Source organism: Cytobacillus purgationiresistens, assembly GCF_030813235.1.
In the GTDB taxonomy this organism is placed as follows: domain Bacteria; phylum Bacillota; class Bacilli; order Bacillales; family Cytobacillaceae; genus Cytobacillus; species Cytobacillus purgationiresistens.
Map to the genome: position 1 here is coordinate 96,180 of NZ_JAUSUB010000013.1, position 20,905 is coordinate 117,084.

Annotated in this window: 25 protein-coding genes and 2 pseudogenes; 24 read left to right on the top strand and 3 right to left on the bottom strand. The window is 34.3% G+C overall.

From position 1 onward, the window contains the following. Window positions 1–139 precede the first annotated feature (139 nt). The 22 genes and pseudogenes from J2S17_RS15185 to abrB form a co-directional block, all read left to right on the top strand. Window positions 140–538: a DUF3846 domain-containing protein gene (locus J2S17_RS15185; protein ID WP_307476248.1), complete on the top strand. Its 399-nt coding sequence runs from the start codon at window positions 140–142 to the stop codon at window positions 536–538. Beyond that, a complete protein-coding gene (locus J2S17_RS15190) occupies window positions 535–1,587 on the top strand; it encodes a DUF6094 domain-containing protein (protein ID WP_307476250.1) in 1,053 nt (350 codons plus the stop codon). Before J2S17_RS15185 ends, J2S17_RS15190 begins: the two co-directional genes overlap by 4 nt. Window positions 1,588–1,856: 269 nt before the next feature. Beyond that, a complete protein-coding gene (locus J2S17_RS15195) occupies window positions 1,857–2,261 on the top strand; it encodes a hypothetical protein (protein ID WP_307476252.1) in 405 nt (134 codons plus the stop codon). Window positions 2,262–2,418: 157 nt separating this feature from the next. Then, on the top strand, window positions 2,419–2,691 hold the full coding sequence (locus tag J2S17_RS15200; RefSeq protein ID WP_307476253.1) for a hypothetical protein: 273 nt from the start codon (window positions 2,419–2,421) through the stop codon (window positions 2,689–2,691). A gap of 363 nt (window positions 2,692–3,054) precedes the next feature. Next, window positions 3,055–3,531 carry a hypothetical protein gene (locus J2S17_RS15205; RefSeq protein ID WP_307476255.1) on the top strand — a complete coding sequence of 159 codons (477 nt, stop codon included), beginning with the start codon at window positions 3,055–3,057 and terminating at the stop codon, window positions 3,529–3,531. A gap of 228 nt (window positions 3,532–3,759) precedes the next feature. Then, complete coding sequence (locus J2S17_RS15210) at window positions 3,760–7,086, top strand: helicase-related protein (RefSeq protein ID WP_307476257.1); 3,327 nt, start codon at window positions 3,760–3,762, stop codon at window positions 7,084–7,086. Window positions 7,087–7,109: 23 nt separating this feature from the next. Then, the gene (locus tag J2S17_RS15215; protein ID WP_307476259.1) at window positions 7,110–7,790 is read left to right on the top strand and encodes a hypothetical protein; all 681 of its coding nucleotides are present in this window, start codon (window positions 7,110–7,112) and stop codon (window positions 7,788–7,790) included. Window positions 7,791–7,955: 165 nt separating this feature from the next. Further along, entirely contained in the window at window positions 7,956–8,636 is a 681-nt protein-coding gene (locus J2S17_RS15220; protein WP_307476261.1) for a hypothetical protein, read from the top strand. Window positions 8,637–8,695: 59 nt separating this feature from the next. Beyond that, window positions 8,696–9,223, top strand: coding sequence for a hypothetical protein (locus J2S17_RS15225; protein WP_307476263.1), 528 nt, complete (start codon window positions 8,696–8,698; stop codon window positions 9,221–9,223). A 133-nt stretch (window positions 9,224–9,356) separates the two neighbouring features. After that, window positions 9,357–9,995, top strand: a complete 639-nt coding sequence (locus J2S17_RS15230; protein ID WP_307476265.1) for a helix-turn-helix domain-containing protein — start codon at window positions 9,357–9,359, stop codon at window positions 9,993–9,995. Window positions 9,996–10,068: 73 nt separating this feature from the next. Beyond that, complete coding sequence (locus tag J2S17_RS15235) at window positions 10,069–10,386, top strand: DUF2325 domain-containing protein (RefSeq protein ID WP_307476267.1); 318 nt, start codon at window positions 10,069–10,071, stop codon at window positions 10,384–10,386. A gap of 110 nt (window positions 10,387–10,496) precedes the next feature. Further along, window positions 10,497–10,643: a hypothetical protein gene (locus tag J2S17_RS15240; protein ID WP_307476269.1), complete on the top strand. Its 147-nt coding sequence runs from the start codon at window positions 10,497–10,499 to the stop codon at window positions 10,641–10,643. A gap of 16 nt (window positions 10,644–10,659) precedes the next feature. After that, entirely contained in the window at window positions 10,660–11,100 is a 441-nt protein-coding gene (locus J2S17_RS15245; protein WP_307476271.1) for a metallophosphoesterase family protein, read from the top strand. A 13-nt stretch (window positions 11,101–11,113) separates the two neighbouring features. Then, window positions 11,114–11,254 carry a hypothetical protein gene (locus J2S17_RS15250; protein ID WP_307476273.1) on the top strand — a complete coding sequence of 47 codons (141 nt, stop codon included), beginning with the start codon at window positions 11,114–11,116 and terminating at the stop codon, window positions 11,252–11,254. Window positions 11,255–11,258: 4 nt separating this feature from the next. After that, entirely contained in the window at window positions 11,259–12,095 is an 837-nt protein-coding gene (locus J2S17_RS15255) for a hypothetical protein (RefSeq protein WP_307476275.1), read from the top strand. A 76-nt stretch (window positions 12,096–12,171) separates the two neighbouring features. Next, window positions 12,172–12,525, top strand: coding sequence for a hypothetical protein (locus J2S17_RS15260; protein ID WP_307476278.1), 354 nt, complete (start codon window positions 12,172–12,174; stop codon window positions 12,523–12,525). A 60-nt stretch (window positions 12,526–12,585) separates the two neighbouring features. Then, window positions 12,586–13,221: a WxL domain-containing protein gene (locus tag J2S17_RS15265; RefSeq protein WP_307476280.1), complete on the top strand. Its 636-nt coding sequence runs from the start codon at window positions 12,586–12,588 to the stop codon at window positions 13,219–13,221. A gap of 65 nt (window positions 13,222–13,286) precedes the next feature. Then, window positions 13,287–14,363 (top strand): DUF916 domain-containing protein, encoded by a 1,077-nt coding sequence (locus J2S17_RS15270; RefSeq protein WP_307476282.1) that lies wholly within the window; start codon window positions 13,287–13,289, stop codon window positions 14,361–14,363. 21 nt (window positions 14,364–14,384) lie between these two features. Next, window positions 14,385–16,781, top strand: a complete 2,397-nt coding sequence (locus J2S17_RS15275; protein ID WP_307476284.1) for a LamG-like jellyroll fold domain-containing protein — start codon at window positions 14,385–14,387, stop codon at window positions 16,779–16,781. Window positions 16,782–16,981: 200 nt separating this feature from the next. Beyond that, entirely contained in the window at window positions 16,982–17,221 is a 240-nt protein-coding gene (locus J2S17_RS15280; RefSeq protein ID WP_307476286.1) for an NlpC/P60 family protein, read from the top strand. 74 nt (window positions 17,222–17,295) lie between these two features. Further along, window positions 17,296–17,760: pseudogene (locus tag J2S17_RS29095) on the top strand (YddI family membrane protein). Continuing rightward, a pseudogene (gene abrB / locus J2S17_RS15295) lies at window positions 17,757–17,870 on the top strand (transition state genes transcriptional regulator AbrB); the annotation flags it as partial. The pseudogenes J2S17_RS29095 and abrB, both read left to right, overlap by 4 nt. Before the next feature lie 428 nt (window positions 17,871–18,298). Here abrB and arfA read toward each other — a convergent pair. Both arfA and J2S17_RS15305 read right to left on the bottom strand, forming a co-directional pair. Further along, window positions 18,299–18,439, bottom strand: a complete 141-nt coding sequence (arfA, locus tag J2S17_RS15300) for an alternative ribosome rescue factor ArfA (RefSeq protein WP_307476291.1) — start codon at window positions 18,437–18,439, stop codon at window positions 18,299–18,301. A gap of 292 nt (window positions 18,440–18,731) precedes the next feature. Beyond that, window positions 18,732–19,448, bottom strand: a complete 717-nt coding sequence (locus tag J2S17_RS15305; RefSeq protein ID WP_307476293.1) for a hypothetical protein — start codon at window positions 19,446–19,448, stop codon at window positions 18,732–18,734. A gap of 119 nt (window positions 19,449–19,567) precedes the next feature. Between J2S17_RS15305 and J2S17_RS15310 the strand changes: the two genes are divergently transcribed. Continuing rightward, window positions 19,568–19,747 carry a hypothetical protein gene (locus J2S17_RS15310; protein ID WP_307476294.1) on the top strand — a complete coding sequence of 60 codons (180 nt, stop codon included), beginning with the start codon at window positions 19,568–19,570 and terminating at the stop codon, window positions 19,745–19,747. Between the two features lie 111 nt (window positions 19,748–19,858). Next, a complete protein-coding gene (locus J2S17_RS15315) occupies window positions 19,859–20,110 on the top strand; it encodes a hypothetical protein (protein WP_307476296.1) in 252 nt (83 codons plus the stop codon). A 107-nt stretch (window positions 20,111–20,217) separates the two neighbouring features. Here the strand turns inward: J2S17_RS15315 and J2S17_RS15320 are convergent, their stop codons facing one another. Further along, window positions 20,218–20,553, bottom strand: a complete 336-nt coding sequence (locus tag J2S17_RS15320) for a hypothetical protein (RefSeq protein WP_307476297.1) — start codon at window positions 20,551–20,553, stop codon at window positions 20,218–20,220. Between the last annotated feature and the right edge of the window lie 352 nt (window positions 20,554–20,905).

Here is a 20,905-nt window from a genome sequence, read left to right on the forward strand (position 1 = left end):
CAATTAACCTGGATGCTCTTTTAAAGTTCCTAGAATAATAGTGCAAAAAACCAAAAATCCCCTCATAAAAACAAGGGATTTACGTTAATTTTTGTTTACATCCACTAATACACTACAAAAGAAAAGTGAGGAATTTATGATGAAAACTAAATCAGCTGTAGTAAATGTTTTATTAAAAAAAGAGAATGATTTTAGATGGCATGCTAATAGTGTGTACTCATTAAGAGATAAGCAAGAATTAATTGGAGGTGGATTATTAGATCGAGTATCCCTTCCACACAATATAGACTTATGGGTGAACGACGAAATGACAAGTGAACACGGGCTAAACTTGATTATTTTATGGGACAATAAACCAGATTATCATCAATATATATTCGGTCCTGTATTACTTTCTGGTGTTGATGAAAACGGAGAGACAGTTTCATTAACCGTTTTTCAAAGGAAGTGGATTGCTAAACAATTACGAATTGGCAATTTAACAAACGGCCAGAGAATCACTGTAATTGATGTGAATGTGGGAGGTGCTATAGTATGAGTCATTTAGGTAATAAAATAAAGGCTGGGTACTATAGGACGCCGGATTTACAAGGAGAATATCTTAAAAAGCTTCTACACTTTACAGGAGATACACCCATATTTGACCCAACATGTGGTGAAGGTTTTATCTTAAATTATTTGGCCACTGGGCATGAACCTCGTAATATCAAAAGTTACGGTGTAGAGCTTGATAGAGGAAGAGCTGCATCCGCTGCAAAGATTATCGACCGTCTGGTCCAAGCACCAATAGAAAGCATGGTTATATCACATAATGTTTTTGGCTTACTTCTACTTAATCCGCCATATGATAATACGATTGTAGGTATTGGGAAAGAAGGAACTGAAAGAAAAGAATTCATTGAATTAGCTAGAAACACTAAGTACTTAATCCCTGGAGGTTTAATGATATATATCATTCCTTCCTATCGTTTTGCGGATAAACATATCTCTAGATTTCTCGCTACCCAATTTGAAGAAGTAGGTGTGGCAAAATTTTCGGATGAGGATTATGAGGATTATAAACAATGTATTTTCATTGGCAGAAAGAAAGTTGGTAAAAAAAAGAAATATAATAAAATCATGCATGAATTTCTATTAAGCATGGAATCAGAGGATTTTATTAAGACCAATGTCTCTTCTATCAAACAATTTATTGGCCAAAAACAATGGGAAGTACCAGAAGCAGACGTGGAAGTACCTACTTTTTATTCTAAAATTGAGAATAAAAGAGATTTCATCCTATCAATAAAGGAAAACAAGGGCTTTCTTGCCTTTAAAGAACGCACTAAACCAAAACAACTTGAAATAGGTGGGGATCCTATTATTAATATTGCACAAGGACAGATGGCATTATTATTAGCATCTGGTGCTGTTAATGGAGTACTCGGAGAAGGAGAACATTTACATGCAGTACAGGGCGTAGAAACAGTTTCTAATGTAGAAACAACCGAGTCTACAGATGACATGATCATCACAAAAACAAGAACAAAGAGGGATATATCAATTAAAATTATATTACCTACTGGTAAAGTCAAAAAGCTTGTATAGAAGTTCTGCAGGTATAATATACAAACTAAATCAGAGTAATTACTTTTAAACTAATATCTAGTAAGACTATTTTTCATTCTAGAATTTTAATTGTATAACTTTCTATATATTTTTTTTGCTAATTCATTTTCGAATTATGCGATAAGAATAATAAAACCGCCTTTGGGCTGTTATTTTCCCCATGGATTTTCTATGGTCTGAATAATCTGTTCAAAGGCTTTTTTTGTGTATTCATAATCAATGGCCCAAGGGAAAGGATGTTAACTAACATGAAAAAAGAGGTAGATTATTTAAAAGAAATTGTTAAGTACAATGAATCAGAAACTAAAAAGAATGGGATGTTCATAGCTTTTGAATTCAATGGAGTCATGGTGACTAATCCATTTTACGATGAAACTATGAGATATGAAGTTAAGCCGTCAGATTATTATGGTCAGAAAAATATAGACTCTATGATAACTGAGTTTACCAATCTTGGGACTTATCCTAAGTACTCTGACGAAAAAATGAAGCAATTCATTGAACAAGATATTTTAGTCAAATCTTTTTACAATGAACTAATTAAGAAGTATGGTCATTCACCCAAGGATGCAATGCAAATTATTTATAATTACTATGTAATTACTGATCCAATCATGCTGAGTATCTATGAGGATATACCTAAGAAGAAATAGCTTAATCTTGTCATAACAAGATAATAATGGTATATTTGTATAAGAATTGCTACACTATGGTGTTAGCGGGTTAAGAACATAAAGCTCTTTGGAGTATAACGCACCCTGTGTGTTAATACCCCAAAGAGCTTTTTTTATTTGAAAGGAGAAAGAGAATATGGAGAAAGCTGCTACTTTTTATTTAGAGTATCTTCACATCGGTTATTATGAATTTGGTTTCTCTACTGTTGATCAATTGCTCATTGAAATTACAGTTATTGATCATCAGTTATCATTCGTTCGCACACTTGGATTTTGTGAATCAATGGATGAGGCTGAAAATCTCTTGGAAAAAGCCATACGAAACGGGTTCAATGAAAAAGGAGTAGTTTTTAATGCTATTCCCAATTTTGAGCTTATAAGATGTAAGGAACTCGTAGGGCAATACTAGTTTTTTACCCATTACTGGTTTATAATTAACCTATACTTTCTTCTTTCTTTTTTATTGCGACAATTAATTTTGTCTGCGGGGATGACTAAATTTACGCCTTTGGGTGTGCATTGTTTTACTGTAGTGTAACTACAACTAAACAATCCATCCAAGGGCTTTTTTGCGTTCTCAGAAAAATTGAAAGTAAAATTACTCTTGGGAAAGGATGTATTATTGTATGAAGAAAAGTAAGGGGTTTAACAAAGGTTATAAAAAGAAGACAGCAGCCGAGAAAAAACAAGAGGTGGATAACTTACTCAAGAAGCTTGACGAAGGAGTAAAAACCTCAAGTTAAATCCTGACAAGTATCGAGCAATTCTTGAGATGGAAGCCTTGCTTCCTAAATACTCGTTTAATAACATCTTATTGGCCCGCTTTCAAAACCCAGAAGCGACGTTCATTGCACCGCTAAAAAGATGGAATGAGCTTGGTAGAATTGTAAACGATAAAGCTATCTTTATTCTAACTCCTGTTTTTAAAAACATTGAAAATACAGAAACAGGTGAAGTAGAAAGAAAGGTAGTCAAGTATTACAGAGTCCCTGTATATGATTATTCCAGTACTAAGGGAAAAGAGCTTCCCATCGAAAGAATAAGACTCAAACTCGAGGGCGAATCCGAAGAAGCAATTCAGATTTTTAATGCAGCAAAGCTGATCGCTGAGAGTAATAATTGTTCAGTCAGTGTAGAACGAGTACCTGGTGCAGCCAATGGCTATTTTTTTGATAATGGTCTAATTCAAAAAATTGTAATCGACCGTGATCTATCTATTAACCATAGAGCCAAAACCATAATAGTGTAGAAGAAATTCTATTACAAAACGAGAGCACAGAGGAAGAAGAGAAACAAGAGATGAAACACATAGAAATTGCCTGATTTCAATTTGAACATCAGCAAGATACAAAAAAAGAAAGTAGCAGCTATAACATACGTATAGCAGCGGCATAAAGAGTTAATCAATCCATGAGATATTCACCTTATAAAAGGTGAATAAAGGGGTTGTTTTTTTATTTTGAGAGGAGTTTTTACTATGTTTACAACAGAGACAAATGAGCAACCAAAAATGTTTCAAGTATTTTCGAACTTAGCCTGGCATGAAGTATTTTGTTATGCGTTGGCATACGAGAAAAAAGAGCGGAATGAAGATAAATTACTTCTCTCCATAATAAGTGGTTCTGATTCTGCTTTGCAGTCTATCAAAGGGACGATTGATTTAGGTTCTCGCGGTATTAATTTTGGTTACGGTGATAAAGGGTTAACTGGATATAAATTCACTTCTGAGAAATCCTTATATTCTGAAAAGGGCCATTATGAGAGGTTCCCGATGACGTTGAATCAAAACAGAAAAGCTCTAGCAATTGTTCATGATGATCTTTTAAATAATAACAAGTATGTCCTATCCTTTGATGGAAACGTTGCCGGAGAAATAGCGACTTTACTTGGTGGTGTTAATTTCGGATTACACATTCTGCCTGAATGGGAAGACATCGTTTTTAAAGAGTTAATTATAGAGAATCATTTAATCAAACATAATCTCTATTTTGATCGAGAGCTTTTCCCTGAGGAATTAAGTCTTTACTCAATTCAATTAACTGAGGAACAAGCAGATGCATTTATTGAAAATCTTCTTAAAGAAGGAAAAATAAAATTTCCGCGAGAAGGCAGTGGAGATAAAGTTGATCAGATATCTGATTTAACTTCCTATCTAATGGATTATAACGATGCAATGGTGAAGAGCTTATCTGAATCTGTTAAGCCACTCCATAACCCACTTAACGATGAGGCACTAGAATACTTTAAAGGGTATCCAACTACTCTATTCCCTGTACAATCACATGTAGCTAGCGCAGTTGTTAAAAAGTTGAGGACTAATAAATCAGTTATTATCCAAGGAGAAATGTCAACTGGGAAGAGTAAAGTAATGACTGCAATCGCAGATGGATATCAGCAATCGTTAAAAGGCAATAAAGGGTATCATGTTTGTTTAATGTGTCCACCTTCCTTAACTAAGAAATGGCCAGAGGAAATAAAATCTTTAATACCTAATGCCAATGTAATAGTAATCAAAGAAAGTGCCGCGCTGATACGGTATCACGCTGAATGGATGCGTTCGGGTAGGACGAAACCAACTGTTCCAACCTTTTTCATTATTTCATTTACAACGATGCGCAACGATGCCCGAATAGTCCCTGCAGTTACCCATACTTATAAAGGAACTGCTCAACAAGGTCTATCAGAAGACCAGGATATCTATAAAAACGGATTTTATTGTCCTTCTTGTGGTCACGCGCATCAAACCATAGAGAAAAAAATGTTGGTCCTTGATGAAGATGGCAACGAAGTACAGAAGAAAATTTCTCATAATATGACTGCATTTGAATTTGGGGATACCAGAAGAATAGCGAACAGTTCAAAAGCAGCCAATGCCTTTTGTTCTGAATGTGATGAAAGTCTATGGACAAGAAAAGTACCCACTCGTTTTAAATCCATAAAAGAATGGTTCGCATATGAAAACAAGTTGCTTTATGCCATTAAGAAGAATGACCTTAAATTGTATGAACATGTGAAAAGCAAACAACCCAATTTTGTTAAATCTGTTGGGATGCCTAAAAGAATAGCAACAATTGAGTATATAAGGAGAAAGATGAAGAACTTTTTCGATATATCAATCATCGACGAAATTCACGAGCTGCGCGGTGGAATGACTGCTCAAGGTCATGCATTAGGATCCCTAGTGGCAGCTTCAAAGAAGGTTATCGGAGGTACTGGAACTCTCTTTGGAGGAAGGGCTCTAGATATCTACTATCTACTTTGGCGTTGCTTTTCCCAAGACATGATTGCTGCTGGATTTAGTTTTGAGGATTCAAATAGATTCAATGAAGAATTCGGTAACATTGAAGAAACAACCTATCAAAAGAAGAGTGGAGCCAAGGAATATTCAAATACTAATTCACGCGGCGGAGATTGTAGAACAACTAGAAAGATTCTACCCGGTATCTCACCTTTTATATACGGAAAGTTTCTAATCCAGAATACTGTAAATATCAGACTAATGGACGTTTGGCCAGATCCAGTTGAATTGGTGGACACGCCAACGATCTTTGTCCCTATAGAGGGTGAGCTTGAAAATAATTACAAAAACATGGTTAATTCATTCGAGCATGCCATAAATAACTGGGAAGACGGAAATAAGCTCTATCTCAAGCTAACAGACTATGGAGTTAGTTATCCTGATAATCCTTTTACTTTCCCAGATGCAATAGCAAAGAATGAAAATGGAACAAAAGAATTAATTTGGAAAGCTGCTCATATTGAACAAGAGGTTACCCTGCCAAAAGAAAAGAAGCTTCAAGAAATAATTGAGGGAGAAATTTCAGAAGGAAGAAAATCCATTGTTTATGTCAGAGACACAGGTTCTTCAGTATCAGAACGAGATATAAGGCCGCGTTTGAAGAAGAAGTTAGAAGAAATCGGTGCCAAGGTTTGCATACTGAGCACAAATACCACTTCAACTAATACTAGAAGTGAATGGTTAAAGAAAAAAATTGATGATGAAGATTTTGATGTCTGTATAGTTAGCCAGGAGCTGGTCAAAGTAGGCCTAGATTTACTATGTACACCTACCTTAGTCTATTATCAATTCTCTTGGTCACTTTTTACTCTTAATCAAAGCTCACGCCGTTCTTTTCGAATAGGTCAAGATAAAGAATGCAGGTTGTACTACCTGTCTTATGAGCGTACGTACCAAGAGCAAATGGCTCAAATTGTAGCATTAAAGAACAAAGCTGCAGCCGCTATAAATGGAGAAGTATCGTCTGATGGATTATCCGCTATGTTAGGGGATGATGGTGATCTTCAAACCTTATTGATTCAGAGTGTGAAAAATGGAGGAGAAGTGCTTACCGGATCAGCAGAGGATTGGATAAATCAAACATCTGATCGTGCCCGAGAAATACTAAATAGCATCGGCCAGAAGAAAAAGAGCAAGACTTTATCTATTTCGGAGCAACTTGAGTCATGGATAGAAAGTGAAATTCAAGGAGAAACAACCAAACTTGCAATGCTAAGAGATAAAGAGTTGATTTTGGATAATATCAAGACTGGAAAAGTATTAGGTTTTGAAATCCATAAAAACAAACTTCAAATTGATTTACTCGAGGCATTTGGATTCGATCGTAATTTCGTCTCAGATGGGGCTATTTTGTATCACATATCTCGACCACAACAAGCGGTAAAACAAATAGCAATTAATAGCTCACATGTAAAAATAATAACGATTACACCTGAAGTTAAGAAAAGTAAAACGGGTAAGAGGTCAATTGCGGAAAATCAGCTAGCTTTTGATTTATTCGCTTAATAAAAACTAACTGGAGGTTAATGATGTTAATACTGATTGAACAAGTAAATATTCATTTATTCTTTATATTAACGGTTGTTTTAGATTGCTATTTTTATTGGTTGGTACAAATGAATCTATTGAATTCTAACGATGTAAGTATAAAAAAAGAAATTCCATTGTGGGGATTACCAATAATAGAAGATCTAGCTACTGAAGACGTTTCTTTCACTTATCAACTATCTGAGCCAAGTGAAAATGAAACTATATTTTTTAATGAATTATCAAATGAAGTTTTTAGTGAGGCAGCCGCCACAAGTTGTAGGCAGCTGGACCCTCTTGAATGTCCTGCTCATGAAGAAGATGAGATTTTGAGTATGGATTCCTGGGAGGAGAAACCAGCTACGGTCAATGTAGATAAACATTTGTCTATAAATGCAACGACACGCATTTCCGATGAGGTTTTGGGTTTGCAAAAGTGGGTTGTGGAGATTGTAGGTGAAGAACAAGGATATTTACATGTTTCTGACGGTACTTCAAGAGTATGGGTACATGCCGGAGCTTACGAATCTATCAATAAAGGTGATATTCTGTCTCTTACTGTAGATTGCCAGGAGAATAATATTCTAGTGTTAGACATAGAAATTCTACAAACTATATCAACAGATTTTATTATTATTGATGAAGAATACTATGCTTCTGAAGACTTCATTCAGATTGCATAAATAAAGATAATAGGAGCCAACATTTGTTGGTTCCTATTCATCTTTAATATAAAACATAAAAAACCACAGATTAATTATAGTTCTTTAATACTATTTTATTGGTATTTCATTGAAACATTTTTGGGTAATAAGTATTATATATGTATATACAAGGAGGAAAGTTAAATGAATGAAATTGAAATAAGCTCTGAACAGTTTCCATTATTTTTTTCTGTAGTCAAAAATAAAGGCATTTGGTTTAAAAACATAGAAATTGAGTATCGTCCCAATAAAAAAATGTTATTGATTCGTTTTGAAGGTACAAAATCAATGAAACTAACAACTAAGTATCTCGACCAAATTAAAGAACAATTATTAATCACTCATGAAAAAATAATTAAACCATTAATATCTAACTATAAGCAAAATTTCATTACTCAAATATCAGTAAATAGATATGGAGTATTTTCTTTTACAGATTTCACCATCAAGTTAAATGTTAAATGTAATGACGGCATTGGGGTCCTAGATACATTTAAAACACCTTTAAAGGTCCTTCTACCTTTTTCTTTATATATAACTAATATTATCGCAAATGGAATTCGTAATAAAATGTCTTATATTGATGCTTTCATTTCAATATCTTTAGATGAATTGACTGAAATTATTACTGATCCTATTGTGGCTCCAAGAGCAAAAAAGCAGTGGCTAGAAACCTCCCACATGATGTACTCGGCCGCTAAAGAAGAGTATCAATATAGGATTAACATTCCTTGTATTGATGGTGAATTGTATTGGGATAATACGGTTGAAACAATACAATTAACATTTAATAATAGTGAAATGCGTATGTTGCTTGACCTATGAAATACAAAATAACCTCACTCTTCTTCTTATTTAGTCTTTTATTACTAGTAATTCCTAGTATGACGACATTAGCCAAACCGTTACCTTTCATGCCGGATAAAGAAGATTTAGAAATAAAACCTACATCATCTAAAACCCTTTTTGGCGGAGTTATGGAGAGCCTCGGGAGTTTAGTTTCTCCACTATATTCATGGGGAATTACCATAATAACGATTATTTTCTTAGCTGGAGTAGTTGCAATGATTATGTCCATTCTTTTTAGAAATGGGCAATGGCAAAAATATGGTCAAAGCACTATATACATATCGTTTATTGTCCTACTTATTTTAAGAGGCTTGCCTATATTGATTTTATCCATGCAATCTTCACAAGATGTAGATGCTTTACTAAACAGCGCGATAACAATGTTAAGTTACTCGGCATTATATCTTGGACTGATAAGTATTGCCGTAAGCTTATTGTTCAGACTAGGTTATAAACTTATAGAACATCCTGACTTTCATAGATGGTCCAAAAATCTAGTTAGTGTTTCATTGTTAATGATGGCTTTTGCTGTATTAGTACCCTATGTTTTCCCATTACTATAAAGGATTTTCTGTTAATTGCATTTATGATATAATGATTACAAATTGAATCTAACTCTATCAGGGACACCCCTTCAGAGCATGTACCATTACATGCTTTGAAGGGGTGTCTTTTTTTTTAGAAAGGAACAAAAATATGAAAACATTGATGATTAGTTATCATTTCGACCAAATGTATCGTATGAGAACGCTCTTAGAATTATCAAACCCAAACTTGTCCATTACTCTATCAAAAACAGCCATTGGTGATGCTCCTCTGCAGTTAAAACTAAAGCACTGGGATCTTGTCATTGCTTTAACACCACTGCCGGCAACAGACTATATCAATGAAATAATTCAGATTTGTATAAAAGAGAATATAAAAACACTATGTCTAGTTGATAAGAAATCCCCAATGGATATCAATAAATTAATTATTAATGGAGTCCGCGGAATCATTGGTTACGATGCTCCATTTGAGGTGCTAAAAAATGCTATTAAATATTTGGAAAACGACTGCTATTACTACGATCCAAAATTAATTAATCATCTAAATCTAGGTTCTCAATTTACTACAGGTTCAAAAGAAGTAGAGTTGCCAAACTTATCGTATGATCAGTGGAACATCTTATCATACGCAGCTGATGGATACACTCTTAGTGAAATTTTAATCAAAGTACCCATTCAAGAAGACAGGTTGAAAATTGAAAAGGAACATATTCTAAGGAACTTTGAAGTGAAAACTTTAACAGGAGCGGTAGCAAAAGCTCTAAAACATGGTTGGCTTGTTTGTTAAAAAAACCTTTTATTGCCTATTATAAAATAATGTTATATTATAAAAGATAATAAAATGTTAAAGGGGTAATAAAATGAAAAAACCAGTATTAGCAATTATCGGTGGGAATAATGAATCAACTTATAAAAAAATAGGACAGAAGATGGGCTGCCAGGTTTTATTCCATGTAGGAAAAAAGCGAAATGGGGCTCCTAAGCTAGAATTCAAGCCACTAGTGAAAAAAGCTGACATTGTCATCGTCCTGAAGGACTGCTGCGGACACGAAGCAATGAATGTAATCAAAGAACTATGTAAAGAAACAGGTAAAACAGTGGTGTTCCCAGATGGATATGGAGCAAGCGGTCCTATAAAGATGGGATTAGCTGCACTGACTAACAAAATCGCTAGTTGAATATAGGTTATGAAACATCTGCCATATGTAAGGAGGGGCGTCAATATGGAGACTCATGGTGGAAATATATTTAAAGGTTTAATGTGGGGATCATTTTTTAGTTCCATCCTATGGATCTCATTATTTGGGTGGATCAAAATCATTTTCTAAAAGGAATTAAAGGAGATATAGAAATGAAAATACTTGCCTTTGCAGATACACGTACTTCATTGGTTTTACCAGAAAGTAATCCTGATTTTGGTTTTTTTATTAGGTGACACCCCCTCTAAAATAGTGTCAAAAGTAAATCGAAAATATTCTTGTCCTAAGTTAGGCGTATTCGGAAACCACTGTCACCCTAGTAACTTTGATGATACTGAAGTAATGAACATTCATGAAAATATTGTAAGAATTAAAGGGCTAACTATTGCAGGGTTCGGTGGTGCTCCAAAATATAAGGATAAATTGTTTGGGCAACATACCGAGGAGGAAGCCGCTGCTTTTGTGACACAGATTTATCAGCAAAATATAGACATCTTAATTACTCACTCGAATCCGGCCTATGAAAATATGACATTAGATCATGCGCACAGAGGATTTACTTCATTCAATACTTTAATCAATAACAATAAAATTAATCACCTTTTTCATGGCCACCTTCATGACCCATTTACCAAAAATATAAACGAAATAACTATACACTCAGTTTACCCATTCATTGAAACTGAAATCTAAAGGAGAGATTAAAATGAAAAAGGCTATTTTATCTAAGAAAAAAGTATGTGAACAAATAAAGTTTCAAAGATCAGTCATTCGCGATGAGTATTTAAAGCCAGATAGACCTATGAATATTTCTCAATATCCAACTGCTGACACGAAGGGGAAATGAGTAAATGCACTCCGCTCTATTACCAAACGGCAAATTAGTAACAGCCAATGACTACGCATACGATATCTATGGAACGCGAATTTTCTGTATGGACCAATCGTGTAGCGTACCGGTTATATTTATTCCTCCATCTAAAGAAAAATCAGGATACTTCAAGACCAGTGGTAAGGGATTATCAGTCCATAATCCAGATTGCGGATTCTTCCAAACCCTATCTTTTCAAAATACTGTTGCTAAAGTCCAAGAATATCAGAAGGCCATTCAAAGCAGCAGTAGTCCAAATGAAATAACTGTTAGGATGAACCTTAATTCACTGGATCCTGACTATTCACCTCGCGTCTTAGAAAAAGAAGAAAAAGAACATAAAAAGGAAGAAACAATAAAAATCAAAAAAGATAATAACACGCCTCAATCTATCTCATCATTGAAATCAATCAAGAAGCTTTTTACATCAACAGAACCAGATATTCTAGCAAGTATTTTAGTTTCTATAAAAGGTTTAAAGATTCCTATTTCAGAGTTGATAAGACCTTGTTTAGATGCACATAACGCCCTTTGGTCGGACAGCTTGAATCAGAGTATCCCATACTTTGTTCATGGGAAAGTAGAAAAGGTAATTAGAAGAGAAAAGGTTTGGTATATAAACCTTTCAACCGAAGAGGATGTATATTTCTCACTAGTCATCTTCGAGCCATATTTCAAGTATTTCGATTTGAAAGATTCAGAGCTCTTGAACAAGGAAATCTTAGCTTACGGTTTGTTGAAGAAGAATAACTATACAAAGGATAGACAATCTACAGAGATGATTATAAAAACTCAGAAATATATAGAATTCCTTTAACCAATTTATCGAAAACTATCGATTCCGAGTAGTAATGCAGCTGTAAAAAATTGTGAAACAACGAGGAGAGAAAGAAATGAAGAACCAAATGCGGAAAGATTTTATAGACCGCCAATTCACTCATGCTAACTCATTCACACTAAGGATGCTTCAACCATCTTTAGATAGGGTATCTACCTTTTTGACTGAAGAGACCAATGTCAGGTTTATTACTTTTGTCAGTGAAGAACATATTAGTGCTTATTTCAGACATCATCATAATCAAAATTTCAACATTCTAAGTTTTTCCGAAGTTATTAAGGATTTAAAAAATCTAAAGTTTTTCCTAACTAACTTTACTTCTAGCTCCAGGATTATGCATTTGGATTTTTCTGTGAGCAGCATTCAAAGCTGGATTGAACCACCTAAGGAGGTGACGCTTGTCAATTAACTAGTAGAATTAAAGTTTTTAAATAAAGTAGAAATCTATCTTAATAGGAGTGATTAATTAATGAAACTAAACAAAAAATTAGGCGCCGCTGTATTGAGCATTGGACTTGTATCATCTGTATTTTTCGGAAGCTCAGCATTCGCTGCTCCTACCGGCGACACCCATGTAATTCAAAAAATTAATGCAGGAACCAGAGATGTATCTGTTACCACTTCAACAACATTTAACGATATTACCCTAAATGGAGAAATACAAAAAACAAATGCAGATCCTGGTGTATTAACATTTGTTGATGCAAGTGGTACTGGTGAAGGCTATCGAATTAATGCTTCATCTACTCAATTTAAAACAGTTGCGCCTCCAGGGGGATATGCTGCGCAAACTTCAGCGAAAACTTTACCAAAAGGCTCATTATTATTAAAGAATAACGGAGCAGACATCTCTACAGTTGGTGGATCTACTTCACAATTACCTACTTGGCATGGTGGGTCATGGGTACTTGATACAGATAGTGAAGTTACTATTATGAAGGCAAATAAAGATCAAGGGATGGGTAAATACAGCATTGACTTTGGCAGCGATAACCTAGAACTAACATTGAATCCATCTACTACTTATGTAGATAAAATAAATTATCAAGGCGTATCAACACCATATGAAACAACTATTACCTACACCATTGTTAGTGGACCTTAATTATAATGAATTGAGAGGTATGTGCGAATGCATCTACCTCTCAATAAGAAAGTGGTGAACCTTGATTGCGTAATATTCTTAAGATGTTATTGATCAGCAGTCTATGTTTTACATTTGCATCTAATGCAAAAGCTGAATCGACCAAACCTACCGAAGCAAATACACAAAATATACCTTATGAAATAAAGCTTCATTTACCTAAAAATCAGGTAGAAGGAATAAAAAGTTTTTTTGATATCAATGTAAAACCTGGAACGACACAGACTTTCGAAGTTTCTATTCAAAATCTCTCTCCTGAAGATATTAAGATTGGAATAGAGTCAGCCAATGCGATTAACTCACCACGTGGTGGTATTGTTTACAAGAAAGAAAAAGGCGATCAGTATTCTTTTCTAACTGATGATTCATTTTACATGGATGAACATATTAACGTGGCCAATGAGATAGTAATCGGTCCCCATCAATCAAAGAAAATACCAGTGGTTGTAAATATCCCTGATAGTAGAGAAAAGGGTACATTGCTTGGCGGTATTATTTTTAAAGACCTCACTGAAAGAGAACGAAATGTCTCAAAGGAATCTGGCCAATTATCGTTAAAGGGAAAAATCGAGCTAGCTCAGGCACTTGGAATAAAAATGAATTTATCCAGTAGTGCTGAAACCATCCCTTTGGATGTAAATAATGCAAGCAATCGTGTAATCCCTAGTGGAGCATTTATCGAATTTGAGTTAGAAAATTCAAATGCTGACATAGTCGAAGATATTTCCTTTTCATATAAAGTAATTGATAAGAAAGAAAATATGATTTTTAAAGGCGAAATACCAGAGTTTAATGTAGCACCAAAAGCAAAAGTATCGATGGAGATTCCTTGGACAGGGGAAACGTATCAGCCAGGAGAATATAAGTTGATATTGCAGCCATCGTTTGAAGACCAGCCATTTATCAGCGACTTCTCTATAAATAGAGAAGATGTAAAGACCTATGCTGCCGAAACCGGTCAAAAAGTATATGTACCCATCTTGAATTTACCTGTCTATGCTTGGTTTATTTTTGTCGTACTTTTACTAATAGGTCTGTACTTATCGTATAAATATGGAAAAAAGAAAACAACAAATAAAGACAATTCCATAGATGCAACCTAAATAATACAAAAGGGGGTGAACATGATAAAAAAGGTTATTTTCACTCTGCTGTGCACGATTCTAGTTATTAATTCAATCCACGTAACTAATTATGTTCATGCTGATTCATTTGGAAAAAAAACAGTTTTATTTCCTACCAGTCCATCCATCCATCAATCTCAAACTATCTCTATACCAAACTTAGTAAAGGTTGATAGTGTTACAGTAGATAATGGTGAAGTTGACTTTGATGTTAACGGTGAAGATATAAATATCAAAGTTTCAAATGGTGAAGCTATTCCAATTCAAACTGGTGGGGATTATATACCTGAAGAGACTAAATATGTAACAGAACAAACAAGTGAGAATTACAGCCATGAAGGATTTACAGGGAAATTAAATCAATACGTCTATAGCGGTTCTTACACACCAGCAGACACCAAATTTGTAACTGGACAATCTTCACCAAACTACAACAAAGATGGTTACTCTGGTACGCTTGAAGGATATGTTGTCAGTGGACAATATTCACCTTCTGATACCAAATATGTATCCGGTGAATATAGTTCTTACTATAATAAAGATGGTTACTCCGGTTACCTTAACAGCTACGTTGTAAGTGGATATTATACCCCTAGCGATTCCAAGAATCATAGTACATCACAATACGGTAGTTGTACTGATGGATTTCAGTGGTGGGCCACTAACGGTGGAGCAGGTGGCTGGATGGATTCAAGGGTAGGAGCATGGTGGAATGGCAGCAGTAGCATCTATCATAATGATGGGACCTATAGCGGATGGTTGTCCCAGTATCACATGACTGAATGTGATGCTCCATATCCTTCTTACACTGGTTCCATCGGAGATATCGCTTATACTCAAGGTTATGCCACAGCATATTTTAGTGGAACCATCACTCGACCAGCTGTAGATACCCGAGAATGGCGTTATGAAGGCAATGTTACAAAACCAGCAAGTGATACTCGGGTTTGGAATTACAAAGGTAATGTAACCAAGCCAGCCGTTGATACGCGAGTTTATAGGTACCAGGGGGATGTAACTAAGCCTGCTGTTGATACTAGGACATACGAAGACCATTACGAATATGAAGTGACAATTAAATACAAGGATTGGGTACCAAATCCTAACCCAATAACAGCTGAAGGATTAGGTTTAGATGGAACTTCTCAATATTTTCAGATTAAAGATGCAGACCAGTATCACCTGCCGATTAATTTAACTTGGGGGATCTTGTTTAAGCCTAAGAGCTTAACAAATCAAACCATCGTTTCCAATGGTGATATTTCATTAAGTATCACAGAGGGATTGCTACAAGGCGTAATAAATATCAACGGAACAAAGGTAAAAGTCGATTTCGATGCTAACTACTTATTTTTAGACGTCTGGACATTCATAGGTATGACTTATGATGGCAGTGACGTTAAACTTTACTTCAATGAGGTCTTAGTAGATTCTAAGCCGGCTGAAGGCAGCGTATCTTACTCAGGTAATAATATCTCAGTGGGTGGAGAAAAGAATTTCCTTTATGGAGACATCAAAGAGTTTCATATTTGGGACAAGGCCCTTAATGGCCAAGAGATAGCTGCAGCTTCAGCTAAGCAATACAATAGCAATGGAGTAGGTGCCTGGATTTTCAATAACTATACTACAAGTCTCTCATATGACAAGTCTAATTTTAACAACCATGCAAATGGGAAAGGATTCTCTCCTCAAACGGTGATTCAATCATCAGATATTGATGATCTTGGCATAAATCTTAGCTGGGATAGCATCGGAAATGTGACTAGTTATGAACTTTTGAGAAACGGAACAGCAATCTATGAGGGACCTAAAAACACTTTTTACGATGACGCTCTTATTTCTGATACAGAATATGCATATACGATTATTCCTAAGGGAGCAGATGGAATCAGTGTAGCAGCCTCAGGGACTTTTAAAACAGAATTGGGATCATTATCTATTTTATCTAACCCAGTAGAGGTTGATATGTTACCTATCAACTTGAATGGAGAAACCCAAAAAAGTACTGGTTCATTTAAGGAAAAAATAATTATTAAGGATACCAGAAAAGATCGCAATGGATGGGAACTCAAAATTTATGGAATGAACTTTCAAAGTGTCGATAAAACAAGAAGCTTCCCTGGCGGTATTTTAAAGATTAAACCAATAGCGGGTATCAAACAAATCAGAGGTTTGAAGCAGGCGTTACCGAGTATTGTACAGAGTTCTCAGACTGTTGATAACGGGCCAATAACTGTTGCCAGTGGTGATTCTAGTATCACAGGTTATGGTATATATGAAATTACTTTGCCGGATAATGCCTTGGAACTATCAGTTAATCCAGCCTTTGCATATGTTGATTCAAATCGAAAAACATTAGACTATAGCACCTCCTTAAATTGGAGTCTTATTGAATAGTAAATAAATTTATAAAAATTAAAATAACGACCTTGCTTAAAAAGCAGGGTTTTTATTTTTCAAGATGATTAATATTGTAGCTTTGAAATAAAGTTGAACTGTTTATAAAAAAGAAAAACCGGAATTTCCTATCTCTATAAAGAAGGGATTTCGGTTTTTGTCATTTTGTTGAAGAGCGAAAATTTATAGTAGGAATCGACATGTACGGAACGCCTCAATCTCAATACAACAAAAAAGTTCCAGTTCCTGAAGATCAAATTAAACCAGGCGATTTAGTTTTTTTCTCTACTTATAAGCCAGGAGCTTCCCACGTTGGCATGTATGTGTTTGATGAAAATTTATTAATGCGAATGGCAGCAACGGTCTTCTTATATTTCCATTCAAGATTGAAAAAACTTATATCCCTTCTTAGGTTTCAGAAGAATTCAGTAATGGGGTGAAATCAATGGAACCAAACCAAAAGAAAAATTACATCTTATTGATGATTGGATTCATTGCAGCGGTCATAATTGTGATGTATGTTTTCAGTTTACGATCACAACTGCAGGACGTCAGAGCTAATCAGAAGAATTATGAAGAAGAGATCGAATCTTTATCCTCTATTCAGAATACAGACGCATTAAATACAAGCCGTGAGTTCCTTGAAGCGTTTTTCACATATGAATCCACTGCTGAACGATATAATAAAATCGAACCATTGATGACCGACTAAGGGTTTAAAGCAACCCATCCTTCAGGAGCTAAAGTGCCAGAATCAGAAGAATCGGTAAAGTCATCAATGGTAGGACTGAAGACCTTTGAATATGAGTTTAAGCTCACTACGAAATTTAACAATTTTGCTAATACTGAAACGGTTATTGTCAAAACGTCGCTTATTTATGTAAAAGAGCAAGGATGGAAGATTCATGATGTTGAGTTTGTAGGAGAATTAACAGGACGAAAAATAATAATGATATTAAGGGGAGATACAAAATTATGAAAGGCACAGGGATTGTTCGTAAGGTTGATGAATTAGGAAGAATCGTTATACCAAAGGAGTTAAGAAGAACACTAGATATTAATGAGAAAGATTCACTAGAAATCTTTGTAAAACTTTTACACCTCATATGTACACCAATCCTATTTTATTTTAATATCAGTAACTTTAGTTTAACCAGAGCAAATGAAATTATGTAAGCACATTTTGAACAGATTAGAAGTTGAATAAGGGAATCAAAATTATTTATAAATCCTTCATAATTCGGGAATAATAGTCAAAAAAAGGAGAAAGAAATGAATGATTGACAAAGTAATCAAATTGGTTCCTATATGGTTTTTTTACAGTATATTCGTCAATTTCCAATCTTTGTGGGGCACTAATGGCTTTACATATTATGTTTTCTCCACTTCCAGATCCGTAAAATGCTGCTGTGTGGTTTTAATAAAAATAATGTATACATTGAGCGGAGTACAACAAAAGAACAACTATTAAAGAACTTTAAAATTGTCCGAAAGATAGACAAGTAAAAAGAACATCCTTATTCAATGGGAATGCTCTTTTTTCTAGTATAGGAACCTTTTCCTTTTTTGTTCTTAATAACACGAGTGGAAGGATCAAAGGACCACTGCATCCTACTGTTAGTCAATTCACCGATTGTTTTCTTTTTGATTTTAGTCATAATAAAACCTTCTTTCATTATAATTAGAAATGAAAAAGACAGCCGGGGTGGCTGCCTTTCTCTATGTGTGAGGGAGGAAATTAAAATGTCTAACGTTAAGTAAGATAGGTTTAATCAAGTTTGGATTCACGGGGAGTTGTGAAGGAAAACTGTGAGGTAACTTACATTTATAATAAAACCTTTTGATTGATTAAATGCAAACTTTAATTGTAATGTTTTAAATTAGCATAGTATATTAATGTAATATAAAAGGTTACCACCACATAACATAGCAGTAACCTTTTATATTACATTAATATTTTTTACCCATACGAGTAGTGTGAGAAACCGATTTAATTAGTTTTGTTCTTTTGCTATCTTTATAGACTCTCATAACAAATTTGTTATTATAGTAACCATTTAGAGGACTATAATATGTATCAAAAGTATAATAATATTTACTTTGTTGGGAAGCCGAAAAAATAGAAGCAGCAAGTACTGATATAATTTTTGCAGTTAATACAACACCCATGAGAGCCCCTGAACCAGTTGGTAACAATAAGATTATCCCAGTAATAGCCAATACTGTAAATAGTTTTACATTAAAACTATTTTTATAAGATTTTACATGTTTCCAATTATAGTTACTGAACGTTTCAAACTGAGAACTTAGCTCTTCATCAGAACTATATTCAGTGTCAGAACCTCCTAGCTCGTCAGCAGCTTCCTTCATTTCTACAAAAAGTTCGGCATCCGCTAACTCACCATTAAAACGTAGCTCATCTTTTGTTTGATTGTATGAAACAGATTCAACTTCGCCATTTTCGTGTTCGATATAGGCAGTTTGTGTGCCTTCTTCAGTGACTAAAGTTAGAGTGTAAACTTTTCCTTCTAATTCAAAGGTGTGTGAATCCTCGGTTACTTCAGTTTTTGGTACTGATGGTGATGGATTACTAAGCGCTGCGAATGACTGCAAAGGTGTAATAAAGAATAGAATTGAGGCAGTAAGAATTAATAAAATTTTCTTCATCTGGTATATTCCTCCTTTTTTTTTAACCAACATAATGTTACCATATTTTAGAAGGGAATTGTGTTAGTTATTTTAAATATTTTACATTTTTTAAAAATTTAAGGAGATTGATGGCCAAAATGAAAACTTTCTTAATTTTATTACTAGGCTTGATAGGAGTTATTATTGGAGCTGCTTTACTTGCTACTGGAAATGATGGTGCAGCATTTCAAACTAAGTTCATTTTTAAACTATGTGGATTATTAATATTTGCTGGAACAATCTTTTTTGTTCAAATGTATTGGAAATCAATTAAATAGAAAAAAGTGTAGACTTTCAATACTGAGATGCTATAAGTAAGGTTGTAAATAAAGCTGAAGAAATATTAGAGGTGTTGGATTTTATTTAACCAAAAAAAGGATGATTCTCTATTGAAAGAAATTATTACTTTGGATGAGTTTCTTGAAGTTAAAAACAATAACAAAGGTTTTGTAGCAATTACAGATAAAAACTTAACAAGGAATTGTGTCCATCATGCTAAATGCAAATGGCTAACTGAACATAATTTCAAAATGAAAGTAATAACTAGTAATCGTAAAAACGGGTCATATTACTATGCGGATAATCCAGACACTCCATTAAGGACATTTAGCAAAATGAATAAGTGTGAAAAATGTTTTTGATAAGTCCCTAAGAAGGGGCTTTTTTTGAAATCAACTCTTTCAACATAATAACAATTTAGTTGAAAGAGTGATGTAGGTATTAAAAAACCCGGATTTTTATCCGGGAATCAATGAGCTATATGAATATGACCATATTCATATAGCTCAATTTTTTGATGGCTGCCTAAGAATTTCATTGGGTCAGTCATCGTAGTATTTTTCTCTAACTGTTTCATTCCTAAGCGAAATGCAACTTCATCTAAAATTAAATAGTATATATACATTTTTTGATCATCAATATGGTCTAAAGTGATATAGACAAATTTATCTTCATATTTATTTTTAAACCATTTAATTGCATCAGAATTGTCACTGAAGGATGGAATTTTACGAATATTTTGATCAGTACTGTTCATGTCCGGACCAACAACCCAGGCTTTTTCAACCCACTTATAATCATTCAATTAATCAACTCTGTTTGATGCATTCCAGAGTTGGCCATGTACACTATCTAATGTTATACCATCAATATCCTTAATAAATACGATATGAGCTTTTCTTCTTTTCAAAAAAAGAACCTCCTTACTATAATAATATTATGTAAACTCTTTCTACTAAAATGCCTTTTTGTTGAAAGATGTCGATTAATCTTCATTCGAAAGGAAATCTAATTCATAACATTCCTTTGTGTATTTTAAAACTAAATCACGAGTTCTTTTCCTAAGAGGACTCTTCAATAAATAATCTCTAAAGCCCATATAGCAATCTTGTTCATACGCTAACTCAAGTACCCTCTCTACATCTGTGGGTGGCAAT